The sequence below is a fragment of the Phycicoccus endophyticus genome (genome assembly GCF_011326735.1).
In the GTDB taxonomy this organism is placed as follows: Bacteria; Actinomycetota; Actinomycetes; order Actinomycetales; family Dermatophilaceae; genus Phycicoccus; species Phycicoccus endophyticus.
Genome location: NZ_JAANCN010000004.1, coordinates 202,787 through 216,089 on the forward strand (window position 1 = coordinate 202,787; position 13,303 = coordinate 216,089).

Consider the following 13,303-nt stretch of genomic DNA (forward strand, 5'->3'; position numbering starts at 1 on the left):
AGACTCACCGACCATGAAGATGCGGGCGCTCGTGCGGACCACCGTGTACGACCTGCTGCTCCTCGTCCTCGCCTTCGTCGGCGCCACCTACCTGCGCTACGGCGACCTCACGACCAACGCCATCACGCCCGGCGGGGTGCTCTGGCCGATCCTCCTCACGACGCTCGCGGCCACGGTCATCGGCAGCGCGCTGAGCGCGGCGATGTCGGCGACGGCTCCCCCGCGGCCCAGCTACAACCGCGCGATGGTCATGGCGGTGCTCGTCTTCTTCACCGAGGCCGCGCTCATCGTCATCCTCCGTCCCTGGTTCTCCCGTGGCCAGCTGTTCTTCACGGCGGTCCTGTGGGTCTTCCTCGTCCTGTGGAGCCGCTGGGCGGTGCGCCGCCGCCCGTGGTCGGAGCGCGCGGTCATCGTCACCGCGGCGAGCGACCTCGTCGAGCGCCTGCGCAAGGTGCCGCACCTGCGGATCGTCGGGGTCGTCGACCCCTCCCAGAGCGGCCCGATCACCGCTCCCCCGCTCGACACGTTCATCGCCATCGACCTGTCGGTGCCGTGGTCCCAGGACGTCACCCGGTTCATCTCCGCGGTCTCGGTCGCGGGGCGCGACGTGCGCGCGTTCACCCAGGTCTACGAGGAGCACACCGGCCAGGTGCCGTTGTCCTACCTCTCCGAGGGCTGGGAGATCGAGACCTCGCTGCGCCGGATCCTGCCGTTCATCCCCCTGAAGACCGCCGCCGACATCGCCCTGGCCCTGCTCACCTCCGTCCTCTGGCTGCCGGTGCTGCTCCTCACGGCCCTGGCCGTCCTGGTCGTCGACGGCCGCCCGGTGTTCTTCACCCAGACGCGGGTCGGCCGCTCCGGCACTCCGGTGCGCATCCACAAGTTCCGCACGATGACCCCCGAGGAGCGCCCGGCCACCGACCTCGCGAGCGACGACGACCCGCGGATCACCCGGCTCGGCGCGTTCCTGCGCCGCTACCGCCTCGACGAGGTCCCCCAGGTCATCAACGTCCTGCGCGGCGAGCTCGCCATCGTCGGGCCCCGGCCGGAGTGGGTGAGCACGGCCGAGCGCTACCGGGAGGTCATCCCGTTCTACGACCAGCGCACCCTCGTGCGCCCCGGCATCACCGGGTGGGCCCAGGTCAACCTCGGCGCGACGAGTGACGAGGCGGGCGCCATGCAGAAGCTGTCCTACGACTTCTACTACCTCAAGCACATGTCGCCGATGCTCGACATGGAGATCCTCGCGCGCAGCATCCGCACGATCCTGCGCGGCGACGTCACCCCGCGCTCGAGGCGCCGCTCGTAGGGCGGGCTCAGGCGGGGCGGGGGTAGGCCGGGAAGGCCGCGACGAGCTCGCCCACCTCGGCGCGCACCTCGCGCGAGACCGGGTGCTCGGGGTCGGCGTCGCCCTCGGTCACCGCGCGGGAGATGAGCCGGGCGATGGTGCGCATCTCGTCCTCGCCCATCCCCTGGGTCGTCACGGCCGGCGTGCCGACCCGGATGCCGGAGGCGATGTTCGGCTTCTGCGGGTCGAACGGGATGGCGTTCTTGTTCAGGGTGATGCCCGCGGCGTCGCACCGCGCCTCGGCGTCGGCGCCGGTGACGAGCACGCCCTGGAGGTCGTGCAGGCTCAGGTGGGTGTCGGTGCCACCGGTCGTCGGCCGGATGCCGTGCTCGCCGAGCGCCCCCGCGAGCACCTGGGCGTTGGCGACCACGCGCCGGGTGTACTCGGCGTACTCGGGGGTCGCGCACTCCTTGAAGTTGACCGCCTTGGCCGCGATCGTGTGCATCTGCGGGCCGCCCTGCATCATCGGGAAGACCGCCTTGTCGATCGCGGCGCGGTGCTCCTCGGTGCACACGATGGCGCCCGAGCGCGGACCGCGCAGCACCTTGTGGGTCGTGAAGGAGACGACGTCGGCGTACGGGACGGGGCTGGGGATGGCGCCGCCGGCCACGAGGCCGATGAAGTGCGCGGCGTCGACCCAGAAGACGGCACCGACCTCGTCGGCGATGGCCCGGAAGCGGGCGAAGTCGATCAGCCGGGGCACCGCCGAGCCGCCCGCGAGGATGACCTTGGGTCGGTGCTCCTTGGCGAGCCGCTCGACCTCGTCGTAGTCGATGTCCTCGGTGTCCTTGTCGACCCCGTAGTGGACGGCGTCGAACCACTTGCCGCTGAAGGAGACCTTCGTGCCGTGGGTGAGGTGACCGCCGTGGGGAAGGCTCATCGCGAGGATGGTCTCCCCCGGCTGGAGGAAGGCGCCGTAGACCGCCTGGTTGGCGCTGGCCCCCGAGTGCGGCTGGACGTTGGCGTGGTCGGCACCGAAGAGGGCCTTGCAGCGCTCGATGGCGAGGGTCTCGGCCTTGTCGACCTCGGCGCAGCCCCCGTAGTAGCGCCGCCCGGGGTAGCCCTCGGCGTACTTGTTCGACAGCGTCGAGCCGAGGGCGGTGAGCACCTCCGGGCTGGAGAGGTTCTCGCTCGCGATGAGCTGCAACCCGCCGCGGAGCCGGTCGAGCTCGCCGGTGAGGACGGCGGCGATCTCGGGGTCGAACGCCTCGAGGGCGTCGAAGTCGGATCCGTAGAACGTCTCACCCATCGTCGGTGCTCTCCCGTGGCTCGTCCTGGGGCAGCGCCGCGGTCTCGGCGCTCGTCAACTCTAGGGCGTCCTCGCGCGAGCGCCCGACGACGTCCATGACCTGCTCCCGCGAGAGCGCGCCGAGGCGCAGGACCATGGGCTCCTCGCGCGTGCAGTCGACGATCGTCGAGGCGAGCCCGCCGGTGCTCGGGCCGCCGTCTAGATAGAACTCGACGCTCGCGCCGAGCTGGGTGGCGGCCTCGACCACCGTCCGGCTCGCGGGGTGCCCGTGCCGGTTGGCGCTGCTCACCGCCATCGGCCCGACCTCGCGCAGCAGGGCCAGGGCGACCTCGTCGTCGGGCATGCGCAGCGCCACGGTGCCCCCGGTCTCCCCGAGGTCCCAGGCGAGCGAGGGCTGGGCGCGCAGCACGACGGTCAGCGGCCCGGGCCACAGCGCCTCGACGAGCGCGCGGGCGTAGCGCGGGACGTCGACGGCGAGCCCCTCGAGGGTGCGCGCCTCCGGGACGAGCACCGGCGGCGGCATGTCGGCGCCGCGCCCCTTGGCCGCGAGGAGCGCGCGGACGGCCTCCGGGGAGAAGGCGTCGGCGCCGATGCCGTACACGGTGTCGGTCGGCAGGACGACGAGGGCGCCGCGGCGCACCCCGTCGGCGACCTTGGGGAGGGCGTCGGCGCGCCCCGCCTCGGTGGTGCAGTCGAAGACCGGCATGGGGACCAGGGTAGGGCGGCCGGCGGGGCGGGCCGCAGGCGCCACCGCGGCGGCGGGCACGGTCGCGCACGCGGCACGTCGAGGGGGCTCTCCGGTGGCGCAGGTCCTCAGCGGCGGCGGGTCGCCACGGTGACCCGAGGACGCCCGGCGAGGTCGGCGTGGTCGGCGACGTCCTCCCAGGCGCCGGTGCGGCGCAGCGCGGCCGGCAGGCTCGCCCCCTGCTCGTCGGCGTGCTCCATGACGAGGGTCCCACCGGGTGCCAGGAGCACCGCCGCCCGGGCCGCGACGGCCAGGGGGACGGCCAGCCCGTCCGCCGAGCGGCCGTAGAGCGCCAGCTCGGGGTCGTGCTCGCGCACCTCGGGGTCGACGGGCACCGCGCCGTCGGGGATGTACGGGGGGTTGCTGACGACGACGTCGGCCACCCCCTCGAGGTCCTCGAAGGCCGTCGTCGCGTCACCGAGGCGCAGCTCGACGCCGCCACCGTGCTCGGCGACGTTGCGCTCGGCCCAGGCGTGCGCCTGCGGGCTCAGCTCGACGGCGTGCACCCGGGCGCCCGGGACCTCCTCGGCCACGGCCAGCGCGATCGCCCCCGAGCCGGTGCCCAGGTCGACCACGACCGCGGACCCGCGGTGGGCGCGCGCGGCCTCGATGGCCAGCCCCGCGGTGACCTCGGTCTCCGGGCGGGGCACGAAGACACCCGGCCCGACGTACAGGACGAGCCCGCGGAAGTGGGCCCGGCCGGTGAGGTGCTGCAGCGGGACCCGCCGCGCCCGCTGCGCGAGGAGCTCCTCGAGGCGGGCGACGTCGGCGTCGGCGAGCGGGGCGCACAGCACCTGACGACGCCGGACCTCGCCGGTGTCGGTGCCGAGGACGACGCCGGCGAGCTCGAGGGCGTCGACCTCGGGCGAGGGCACGCCGGCGGCGGCCAGCTCGCGCCGGGCCCGGGCGAGCACGACGTCGAGGGTCGTCATCGCTGCGCGACGGCGGCGAGGCGGGCTGCCTCGTCGGCGTCGACCGCCGACTGGATGACCGGGTCGAGGTCGCCGTCGAGGACGTGGTCGAGGTTGTAGGCCTTGTAGCCGGTGCGGTGGTCGCTGACCCGGTTCTCGGGGAAGTTGTAGGTGCGGATGCGCTCGGAGCGGTCGACGGTGCGCACCTGGCTCGCCCGGGCGTCGGCGTCGGCGGCCTCGCGCTCCTGCGTCGCCAGCTGGTGCAGCCGGGCCCGGAGCACGCGCATCGCCGCCTCCCGGTTCTGCAGCTGGGACTTCTCGTTCTGGCAGGAGACGACGAGGCCGGTCGGCAGGTGGGTGATCCGGACGGCGGAGTCGGTCGTGTTGACGCTCTGCCCGCCGGGGCCGCTGGAGCGGAAGACGTCGATACGCAGGTCGTGGGGGTCGATCGAGACCTCGACCTCGTCGGCCTCGGGCATCACCCACACGCCGGCCGCCGAGGTGTGGATGCGGCCCTGGCTCTCGGTGACGGGCACGCGCTGCACGCGGTGCACGCCGCCCTCGAACTTCAGCCGGGCCCACGGTGCCTCGCCCGGCCCGGGGGTCCCCCGGGACTTCACGGCGACCCGCACGTCCTTGTAGCCGCCGAGGTCGGACTCGGTCGCGTCGAGGATCTCGGTGCGCCATCCGCGGCGCTCGGCGTGGCGCAGGTACATCCGCAGCAGGTCGCCGGCGAAGAGCGCCGACTCCTCACCGCCCTCCCCCGCCTTGACCTCGAGGATGACGTCGCGGTCGTCGTCGGGGTCGCGCGGCAGCAGCAGGTGACGCAGCCGCTCGGCGGCCTCGTGCTCGGCGGCCTCGAGGGCCGGCAGCTCCGCGGCGAAGGCCGGGTCCTCGGCGGCGAGCTCGCGGGCGGCCTCGAGGTCGCCGCGGGCGCTCACCCAGGCGTGGTGCGCGGCGACGGTCGGGCCGAGGGACGCGTAGTGCCGGTTGACCTCGCGCAGCCGGGCCGGGTCCGAGACGACCGCGGGGTCGGCCAGCTCGCGCTCGAGCGCGGCGTGCTCGGCGACGATCGCCTCGGCGGACTCGAGCACCTGGTCCTCCTCGGCAGGTGGGCGGCGGGGACACGGGTGCGCCGGCCCGCCCATGGTGGACGGACCGGCGCATCGGGTGCTACTTGGCGGCCTTCTTGCCGTACCGCGCCTCGAACCGGGCCACGCGGCCGCCGGTGTCGAGGATCTTCTGCTTGCCCGTGTAGAACGGGTGGCAGTTGGAGCACACGTCGGCGTGGATGACGCCGTTCTCGGCGGTGCTGCGCGTGGTGAACGTGTTGCCACAGGTGCAGGTGACCGTGGTCTCCACGTAGTTCGGGTGGATGTCCTTCTTCACGAGTCTCTCCTTGGATGTCTCCGGGTCGGCGGGCCCAGCACCGTGCTGCAAGCCCTTGGCGCCCCGACTGCAACCCTCGTGGGAGGCCGCTCAGGAAACGCGTCACTGCCGTGAACCGGTCCAGCGGTCAAGTGTGCCAGAGGTGGCGCACCGTCACCTAAACGGAGCCGCCACCGGTGGCATTCCCGCCGCCGCCCCGTCGACATCGCTCCGGTGTCCTGCCGAGCGGGCACGAGGACGCGCGGCTGGCAGGACACCAGCGCTGCCGTCGCGCGGCCCGCAGGACGGGCGCCCTGTCAGGCGGCCCTCGTCCGGCGCTCGTGGCCGCGCCGCACCTGGTCCATGAAGCGCTCGGGCTCCAGGCGCAGGCCGAGCACCGGCAGCCGCAGGACGAGGTCGCTGCCGAGGGCGAGCTCGTTCTGGCGCAGCGCGTCGTCGACCGGCCCGAGCGCCAGCGCGTGGTGGCCACCGTCGACCTCGACGACGAGCCCGGCGTCCTCCCAGGCGGCGTCGAGGTAGACGCGCCCGCCGGCGACGATGCGCACGCGCTGGCGGGTCGGCGGCGGGATGCCGTACCGGTGGCACCACCGGCCGAGGTCGAGCTCCCCGAGGGAGTGCGCGCCGTCGCAGACGTCGGCCACGACCTGCTGGACCAGCCGCCGACGCCGGTGCGGGCCGTGAGCGCCCGCGGCGGCGAGGAGCCGGCCCGGGGGCACGAGCCGCTGCTGCACCGCCAGGCAGACCACGAGCGCCGCCTGCCGGTCGCTGGCCGCCCACAGCGCGCCGCGGACGGTGGCCTGCTCCGGACGGGTGCGCGGGATGCCGGCGCCCATGACCGGGCCGAGGTCGCGGCGCTGGCGCACCCGCACGCCGGGCGGCCGGTGGACCCGGTTGTTCGTGCGGATGGCGACGTCGATGCGGCCCGCGGCGAACCCGGTGAGGCCGGCGGCCTGCAGCGCGCTGACGCCGTCGAGCACCGCGCCGGCCCCGGTCTCCCAGACCGCCTGCCACCAGCGCGCCTCCTGGCCGGGTGCGCCCGTGCCGAGGAGCACCGTGTGCCGCCCGAGGCGGCTCCAGCGCCCCGCCGCGAGCTCGGAGCGCACGTCGGCCCGGGAGACCCCGACCGCCCGCAGGTCGGCGCGGTGGGCCACGCCCCCGTGCCGGGCGGCGACCTCGCCCGCGCGGACGGCCCGTTCGCCGCGCGTCAGCCGGCGGGTGCGCTGCTCCATGCCGGCCAGCCTGCCGAGATCGGGCGGGACGCCGGGCGCGTCATCCACAGCCGGTGCCGGTCTCCTGCCGAGCGCGCGGCAGGACACCCGCCCGGCAGGACGCGACGACGGCCGCCCGCGCCCGCGCAGCGGTAGCGTCACGGGATGCGCTACGCAGCGGTCCTGCCGTGGGCCTCGGAGCGGGAGTTCGTCGAGCTCGCCGGCGTCGCCGAGGACGCCGGCTGGGACATGGTGCTCACGTGGGAGGCCGTCTGGGCCCAGGACGCCTGGGCCACGCTGGCCGCCGCGGCGGTCGCCACCGAGCGCATCCGGCTCGGCACGCTGCTCACCCCGGTCTCGCGCTACCGGCCCTGGGACCTCGCGAGCCGCGTCGGCTCCGTCGACCGGCTCTCCGGCGGGCGGGTGACCCTCGGCGTCGGCCTCGGGGCGCTGCACGAGAACTGGCTGGCGTTCGAGCCGGACGAGGGACGCGCGGTGCGGGCCGCCAAGGTCGACGAGGGGCTGGCGGTCTACGCGGGGCTGCTCGGTGGCCAGCCGTTCGAGTTCGCCGGTGAGCACTGGAGCGCCCGGCCGGTCGAGATGCTGGCGCCGCCGCCGCCCGTCCAGCGGCCGCACCCGCCGGTGTGGTGCGTCGGCGCGCTCGTCCCCGGTGCCCGGCGGCAGCGCTCGCTCGAGCGGGCCGCGCGGTGGCAGGGGGTGCTCCCGGCGGTCGCCGGGGGGACGGTCGAGAGCCCCGGTTCGCGCCTGACGCCGGCGACGCTGCGTGCGGTGGTCGAGCACGTCGCCGGGCTGCGGGCCGAGGCCGGGCTGACGATGGCGGGCTACGACGTCGTCGTCGAGGGCGACAGCCACGGCGGGTTCGCCGACGTCCGGCCCCCGACCGAGCCCTGGCGCCAGGCCGGGGCGACGTGGTGGGTCGAGTCCTGGTGGGACCTGCCCGACTCCGACGAGGGCCGGGCCGAGCTCCGCCGCAGGCTGGAGCTCGGCCCGGTGCGTTGAGCGCTCGGGCTCAGGCGTCGTCCTCGTCGTCGAGCTTGATCGAGCTCGTCTGCTGCACCTGCATGAGGAACTCGTAGTTGTTCTTCGTCTTGCGCAGCCGGTCGAGGAGCAGCTCGATGCCCTGCTGGCTGTCGAGCGCGGCGAGCACACGCCGCAGCTTCCACATGATCTTCAGCTCGTCGGGCGCCAGGAGGATCTCCTCGCGGCGGGTGCCCGAGTTGTTGACGTCGACCGCCGGGAAGATGCGCCGGTTGGCCAGCTGCCGGTCGAGCTTGAGCTCCATGTTGCCGGTGCCCTTGAACTCCTCGAAGATCACCTCGTCCATGCGCGAGCCGGTCTCGACGAGCGCGGTGGCGAGGATGGTCAGCGAGCCGCCGTTCTCGATGTTGCGGGCGGCGCCGAAGAACTTCTTCGGGGGGTAGAGCGCGGCCGAGTCGACACCACCGGAGAGGATGCGCCCGCTCGCCGGGGCGGCGAGGTTGTAGGCGCGCCCGAGCTTGGTGATCGAGTCGAGGAGCACGACGACGTCGTGGCCCATCTCGACGAGACGCTTGGCCCGCTCGATGGCCAGTTCGGCGACCGTCGTGTGGTCGTCGGCGGGGCGGTCGAAGGTCGAGGAGATGACCTCGCCCTTGACGGCCCGCTGCATGTCGGTGACCTCCTCGGGACGCTCGTCGACGAGGACGACCATGAGGTGGCACTCGGGGTTGTTCGTCGTGATGGCGTTGGCGATGGCCTGCATGACCATCGTCTTGCCCGCCTTGGCCGGCGCGACGATGAGCCCGCGCTGACCCTTGCCGATCGGCGCGACGAGGTCGATGATCCGGGTCGTCACGAGGTTCTGCTCGGTCTCCAGACGCAGGCGCTGCTGCGGGTAGAGCGGCGTGAGCTTGGTGAACTCGGGCCGGCGCCGGGCCTCGTCGGGTGCCATGGCGTTGACCGTCTCGAGCCGGGCGAGCGGCGTGTACTTCTGGCGGTTGTTACGGGAGCCGACGGTCTGCTGCTGGGGCTCCTCGCCGTCGCGCGGCGCCTTGATCGAGCCGGTGACGGCGTCGCCCTTGCGCAGCCCGTGCCGCTTGACGAGCTGCATCGGCACGTAGATGTCGCTGCTGCCCGGCAGGTAGCCCGTGGTGCGCACGAAGGCGTAGCTGTCGAGGATGTCGAGGATGCCGGCGACGGGCACGAGGACGTCGTCCTCGTGGACCTGCAGCTCGCCCTCGTTCTGGCCGCCGTCCTGCTGGTTCTGGCGGCGCTTGTCGCGGTTGCGGCCCCGGTTGCGGCGGCGCCGGCCGCGGCCGCTGCCGTCCTCGTCGTCGCGGTGCTGCTGGTCCTGCGGGCGGCCGCCCTGCTGGTCGCGGTTTCCGCGCTGGTCGTTCTTGCCCTGGCCGCGGTCCTGGTTCTGGTCGCGGTCCTGGTTCTGGTCGCGGCCCCCCTGGCGCTCACGGCCCTGCTCGCGGCCGTTCTGCTCGCGCTCACGGCCGTTGTGCTCACGGTCGCGGCGCTGCTCGGGCTCGCGCTCGGCGGGGTGCCCGGTGGCCGGGGCGCCCTGGTCGCTCTCGGCGGCCCGGCCCTGGTGACCGTTCTCGCCCTGGGGGGCGGCGGCGACCTCGCGCTCCTCGCGGGCCGGGCGGCTCTGCGCGGCGGGGCCGCTCTCGCCGTTCTGGCGGGCGCGGATGGCCGAGACGAGGTCGCCCTTGCGCATCTTGGCGGTGCCACTGATGCCCATGCTCGACGCGAGCCCCTGGAGCTCGGCGAGCCGCATCGCGGACAGGGCGCCGGAGCGCCGCTGGGCCGTGGCGGGTGCCGCCTCGAGGCTGGTGGTGTCTGTCACGAAGGATCCTTCCCCTCGCTCGTGGACCGGCGTCAGAGGCCGGTCTGGTGGAAGAGACCACGCCCGGGCGGGCGGCCACGGCGGACCGCGTGCTGTGCCCCGAAGGCGTGGGAGGCGATTCGCTGCAGGCAACGGGCGGAGCCCGGCATCGGCTGCGAACGCGTCACCACCGTACCACCGTGCCGGCGCGAGGTCCGCATCGACGCGGAGAACGTGCCGGTCACCCGGTGGCGAGGACGCGCAGGACGGCGCCGTGCTCGGGGATGCCCGGGGCCAGGACGCGCCACCCCGACGGCGCGTGGGCGCGGACCGCGTCGACCCGCGGGCGTGGCGTGAGGACGAGGACAGAGGGCCCGGCGCCGGAGATGGCCGCGGCGTGTCCCGCCGCCCGCAGGCGGTCCACGAGCGCCATCGACTCGGGGTAGGAGCCTCGGCGGGCCTCCTGGTGCAGCCAGTCGCGGGTGGCCTCGAGCAGGTGCTGCGGCGCGGCGCCGACGGCGTACGCGAGCAGCGCCGCGCGCGCGGAGTTCGCGGCGGCGTCGGCGAGGCGCACCTGCTGGGGCAGCACGGAGCGGGCCCGCGCGGTGGACAGCTGGGACGGCGGGGCGAAGACGACCGGCTCGAGGTCGGCGTGCACCGGGAGGCGGACGGTGCTGGCCGCGCCGGTGGGGTCGGTCCAGGAGAGCGTGACGCCCCCGTAGACGCTCGCCGAGGCGTTGTCCGGGTGGCCCTCGAGCCGGGCGGCGAGGGCGCTCGCGGCGTCGAGGTCGACCACGCCGGGGTCGCCCTGGGCGGTGCTGGCCAGGCCGAGGGCGGCGACGATGCCGGTGACGATCGCCGTGGCCGACGAGCCCATCCCCCGCCCGTGCGGGACGGCGTTGTGGCACTCGAGGCGCAGCCCGCCCGGCACGTCCACCCCGACCTCGGCCCAGGCGGCGCGCATCGCCCGCAGGACGAGGTGGCTCTCGTCGAGGGGCACGGCACCGGCGCCCTCCCCCTCGACCGTGACGACGAGGCCGGGCTCGGGGGTCACGGTGACCCGGCAGCGGTCCCACACCCCGAGGGCGCAGCCGACGGAGTCGAACCCCGGGCCGAGGTTGGCGCTGCTCGCCGGCACCTCGACCTCGACGGCGGCGCCGGGGCGCAGCACCGCCTCGACCTCACCCATCGAGACCGAGCGCCGCGGCGACCGAGTAGGCGTCGACGGGCACCCGGACCGGCTCGACGTCACCGCCGTCGGCGGTGCGCAGCGCCCACTGTGGGTCCTTGAGGCCGTGGCCGGTCACGGTGCACACGACCGTGGCGCCGGACGGCACCCGGCCGGCGCGGTGCATCTTGACCAGACCGGCGATGCTGGCCGCCGACCCGGGCTCGACGAAGACGCCCTCGGTCGAGGAGAGCAGGCGGTGCGCCTCGAGGATCTCCTCGTCGGTGACCGAGTCGATCAGGCCCCCGGACTCGTCGCGGGCAGCCTCCGCCTGACGCCACGACGCGGGGTTGCCGATCCGGATGGCGGTGGCGACCGTCTCGGGCTCGTCGACGGGGTGACCGAGGACGATGGGGGCCGCGCCCGCGGCCTGGAACCCCCACATCGCGGGGCGCCGTGTGGCGAGCGGTGCCAGCACCTCGCCACCGACTCCCGGTGTGGGCGAGGCGTACTCGCAGTAGCCGCGCCAGTAGGCGGTGATGTTGCCGGCGTTGCCGACGGGCAGCACGTGGATGTCGGGAGCGTCGCCGAGGGCGTCGACGACCTCGAACGCGGCGGTCTTCTGCCCCTCGATCCGGGCGGGGTTGACCGAGTTGACGAGCTCGACGGGGTAGGACTCGGCGAGCTTGCGGGCCACGGTGAGGCAGTCGTCGAAGTTGCCCTCGACCTGCAGCAGGGTGGCGCCGTGGGCGATCGCCTGGCTCAGCTTGCCCATGGCGATCTTGCCGTCGGGCACGAGGACGGCACAGGTCATCCCGGCCTTGACGGCGTAGGCCGCGGCGCTGGCGCTCGTGTTGCCGGTGCTGGCGCAGATGACGGCTCGGGCTCCGGCGCGCTTGGCGGCGGAGATCGCCGCGGTCATCCCCCGGTCCTTGAACGAGGCCGTGGGGTTCAGCCCTTCGTACTTGACGTACACGGAGGCACCGGTGAGCTCGGAGAGGTGCTCGCACGGGATGAGCGGGGTGCCGCCCTCGAGCAGGGTGACGACCGGCGCCCCCTCGAGGCTGGGGAGCCGCTCGGCGTACTCGCGGATCACGCCTCGCCACTGCTGGGCCACGGTCAGGCTCCTTCCACGCGCATGACGGAGACGACGTCGTCGACCGACTCGAGCGCGGCGAGGTCCTCGACGGTGGCCGAGAGCGCCGCGTCGGTGGCGCGGTGGGTGACGACGATGAGCCGGGCGCGGCCGTCGTCCTCGGGGCCGGCCTGCTGGCGGACGGTCTCGATGGACACCCCCTGCTCGGCGAAGACGGCCGCGACCTGGGCGAGCACGCCCGGGCGGTCGGCAACGTCGAGGCTGATGTGGTAGCGGGTGACCGCCTGGCCGAGGTCGACGACGGGCAGGTCGGCGTAGGCCGACTCCCCCGGCCCGTGACCGCCGGAGACCCGCTGCCGGGCGACGGCGACGAGGTCGCCGAGGACGGCCGAGGCGGTGGGGTCGCCCCCGGCGCCGCGCCCGTAGAACATCAGCTCGCCCGCGGCCTCGGCCTCGACGAAGACGGCGTTGAACGCCTCGCGGACGCTGGCCAGGGGGTGCGAGCGCGGCACCATCGCGGGGTGCACCCGCACGCTCACGGCGTCGGACCCACTGGCGGTGACCCGCTCGCAGATGGCGAGCAGCTTGACGACGCAGTCGTTCTCGCGCGCGGCGCGGATGTCGGCCGCACTGACCTCGGTGATGCCCTCGCGGTGGACGTGGGCCGAGGACACCCGGGTGTGGAAGGCCAGGCTGGCGAGGATGGCCGCCTTGGCCGCGGCGTCGAAGCCCTCGACGTCGGCGGTGGGATCGGCCTCGGCGTAGCCGAGCGCCTGGGCCTCCTCGACGGTCTCGGCGAAGCCGGCACCGGAGACGTCCATCTTGTCGAGGACGAAGTTGGTCGTGCCGTTGACGATGCCCATGACCCGCCGGACGCGGTCGCCGGCGAGCGACTCGCGCACCGGGCGCAGGATGGGGATGGCGCCGGCGACGGCGGCCTCGTAGTAGAGGTCGACACCGTTGCGTGCGGCGGCCTCGAACAGCGTCGGGCCGTCCTCGGCGACGAGGGCCTTGTTCGCGGAGACGACGCCGGCGCCGTGCTCCATGGCGCGCAGGATGAGCCCACGGGCGGGGTCGATGCCGCCGATGACCTCGACGACGACGTCGGCGCGGGTCACGAGCTCCTCGGCGTCGGCGGTGAACAGCGACGGGTCGACGGGCACGTCGGGCCGCGGCCGCTGGGGGCGGCGCACGGCGATGCCGACGAGCTCGAGGGGGGCGCCGACCCGGGCGGCGAGGTCGTCGGCGTGCTCGGTGAGCAGCCGCGCGACGGAGGACCCGACGACGCCGCATCCGAGGAGGGCGACGCGCACGGGGGCTCCGGGTTCGTGGGCCATGGGGGGCGGGGTCTCCTGGTGG

General features: G+C 74.6%; 12 protein-coding genes. 2 read left to right on the top strand and 10 right to left on the bottom strand.

The window, feature by feature from the left end; all coding sequences use genetic code 11:
* Window positions 1-13: 13 nt before the first annotated feature.
* Window positions 14-1,309, top strand: coding sequence for a sugar transferase (locus G8D98_RS06865; RefSeq protein WP_166100848.1), 1,296 nt, complete (start codon window positions 14-16; stop codon window positions 1,307-1,309).
* A 7-nt stretch (window positions 1,310-1,316) separates the two neighbouring features.
* On the opposite strand, the gene G8D98_RS06870 is transcribed toward G8D98_RS06865, so the two are convergent.
* The 6 genes from G8D98_RS06870 to G8D98_RS06895 all read right to left on the bottom strand — a co-directional run bounded on the left by G8D98_RS06870 (window position 1,317) and on the right by G8D98_RS06895 (window position 6,871).
* Window positions 1,317-2,597, bottom strand: a complete 1,281-nt coding sequence (locus tag G8D98_RS06870; protein ID WP_166100850.1) for a serine hydroxymethyltransferase — start codon at window positions 2,595-2,597, stop codon at window positions 1,317-1,319.
* A complete protein-coding gene (locus G8D98_RS06875) occupies window positions 2,590-3,303 on the bottom strand; it encodes an L-threonylcarbamoyladenylate synthase (protein ID WP_166100853.1) in 714 nt (237 codons plus the stop codon). The genes G8D98_RS06870 and G8D98_RS06875 overlap by 8 nt, the downstream gene beginning before the upstream one ends.
* 107 nt (window positions 3,304-3,410) lie before the next feature.
* Window positions 3,411-4,274 carry a peptide chain release factor N(5)-glutamine methyltransferase gene (prmC, locus tag G8D98_RS06880; protein WP_166100855.1) on the bottom strand — a complete coding sequence of 288 codons (864 nt, stop codon included), beginning with the start codon at window positions 4,272-4,274 and terminating at the stop codon, window positions 3,411-3,413.
* Window positions 4,271-5,347 carry a peptide chain release factor 1 gene (prfA, locus tag G8D98_RS06885; RefSeq protein ID WP_166100858.1) on the bottom strand — a complete coding sequence of 359 codons (1,077 nt, stop codon included), beginning with the start codon at window positions 5,345-5,347 and terminating at the stop codon, window positions 4,271-4,273. The genes prmC and prfA overlap by 4 nt, the downstream gene beginning before the upstream one ends.
* A gap of 79 nt (window positions 5,348-5,426) precedes the next feature.
* The gene (gene rpmE, locus G8D98_RS06890) at window positions 5,427-5,642 is read right to left on the bottom strand and encodes a 50S ribosomal protein L31 (RefSeq protein ID WP_166100861.1); all 216 of its coding nucleotides are present in this window, start codon (window positions 5,640-5,642) and stop codon (window positions 5,427-5,429) included.
* A 296-nt stretch (window positions 5,643-5,938) separates the two neighbouring features.
* The gene (locus G8D98_RS06895; RefSeq protein WP_166100863.1) at window positions 5,939-6,871 is read right to left on the bottom strand and encodes a PDDEXK family nuclease; all 933 of its coding nucleotides are present in this window, start codon (window positions 6,869-6,871) and stop codon (window positions 5,939-5,941) included.
* Window positions 6,872-7,015: 144 nt separating this feature from the next.
* Between G8D98_RS06895 and G8D98_RS06900 the strand changes: the two genes are divergently transcribed.
* The gene (locus tag G8D98_RS06900; RefSeq protein ID WP_166100866.1) at window positions 7,016-7,870 is read left to right on the top strand and encodes an LLM class flavin-dependent oxidoreductase; all 855 of its coding nucleotides are present in this window, start codon (window positions 7,016-7,018) and stop codon (window positions 7,868-7,870) included.
* A 10-nt stretch (window positions 7,871-7,880) separates the two neighbouring features.
* On the opposite strand, the gene rho is transcribed toward G8D98_RS06900, so the two are convergent.
* From rho to G8D98_RS06920, 4 genes are all read right to left on the bottom strand, one after another.
* Complete coding sequence (rho, locus tag G8D98_RS06905) at window positions 7,881-9,632, bottom strand: transcription termination factor Rho (protein ID WP_166100943.1); 1,752 nt, start codon at window positions 9,630-9,632, stop codon at window positions 7,881-7,883.
* A gap of 289 nt (window positions 9,633-9,921) precedes the next feature.
* The gene (thrB, locus tag G8D98_RS06910; RefSeq protein WP_166100868.1) at window positions 9,922-10,869 is read right to left on the bottom strand and encodes a homoserine kinase; all 948 of its coding nucleotides are present in this window, start codon (window positions 10,867-10,869) and stop codon (window positions 9,922-9,924) included.
* Window positions 10,862-11,965: a threonine synthase gene (thrC, locus tag G8D98_RS06915; RefSeq protein WP_166100870.1), complete on the bottom strand. Its 1,104-nt coding sequence runs from the start codon at window positions 11,963-11,965 to the stop codon at window positions 10,862-10,864. Before thrC ends, thrB begins: the two co-directional genes overlap by 8 nt.
* A gap of 2 nt (window positions 11,966-11,967) precedes the next feature.
* Window positions 11,968-13,281 carry a homoserine dehydrogenase gene (locus G8D98_RS06920; RefSeq protein ID WP_166100872.1) on the bottom strand — a complete coding sequence of 438 codons (1,314 nt, stop codon included), beginning with the start codon at window positions 13,279-13,281 and terminating at the stop codon, window positions 11,968-11,970.
* Window positions 13,282-13,303 lie beyond the last annotated feature (22 nt).